Source organism: Bartonella sp. LB28NMGDW (assembly GCF_042194435.1).
Taxonomy (GTDB): Bacteria; Pseudomonadota; Alphaproteobacteria; order Rhizobiales; family Rhizobiaceae; genus Bartonella; species Bartonella grahamii.
This window is the reverse complement of sequence record NZ_JBHIMX010000181.1, coordinates 1-500: the sequence shown is the minus strand read 5'-3', so window position 1 is coordinate 500 and position 500 is coordinate 1. Positions and strand designations below refer to the sequence as shown.

Annotated in this window: 1 protein-coding gene; it reads left to right on the top strand. The window is 40.8% G+C overall.

Annotated elements, in window-relative coordinates:
- A partial coding sequence (locus ACFIKG_RS09900; RefSeq protein WP_375652265.1) for a DnaB-like helicase C-terminal domain-containing protein occupies positions 1-500 on the top strand: 500 nt, incomplete at both ends.

Below are 500 nucleotides of genomic sequence, written 5' to 3'. Positions count from 1 at the left end.
GGTGACATCACTGTATATAATTACGTGGTGCGTTTAGCTACAGAGGCAGTCACAATCATTAATACTAAAGATTATGGGAGCGTCATTTATGATCTGTTTATCCGACGCTCTTTAATTAACCTTGGCACTCAAGTTGTGAATAGAGCTTATGATGTTTCTGTAGAATTTACAACATCACAACAAATTGAAACGATTGAAAATCAGTTGTTTGAATTGGCAGAAAAGGGAAAATACGGGGGTGGGTTTGAAAACTTTAATACAGCCATTGCAAAAGCACTTAACATGGCAAGTGCAGCGAAAAAGCGTTCTTCAAGGCTCTCAGGGATAGCTACCCATATCAAAACACTTGATGAGAAAATGGGGGGGCTACAGCCATCCGATTTGATTATCATAGCTGGACGCCCTGGAATGGGGAAAACCTCTCTGGCGACCAATATTGCTTTTAATATTGCCAATGCTTGTAAGCGTGATAACAGCCAAGAAAATGAAGGGGGCGTTGT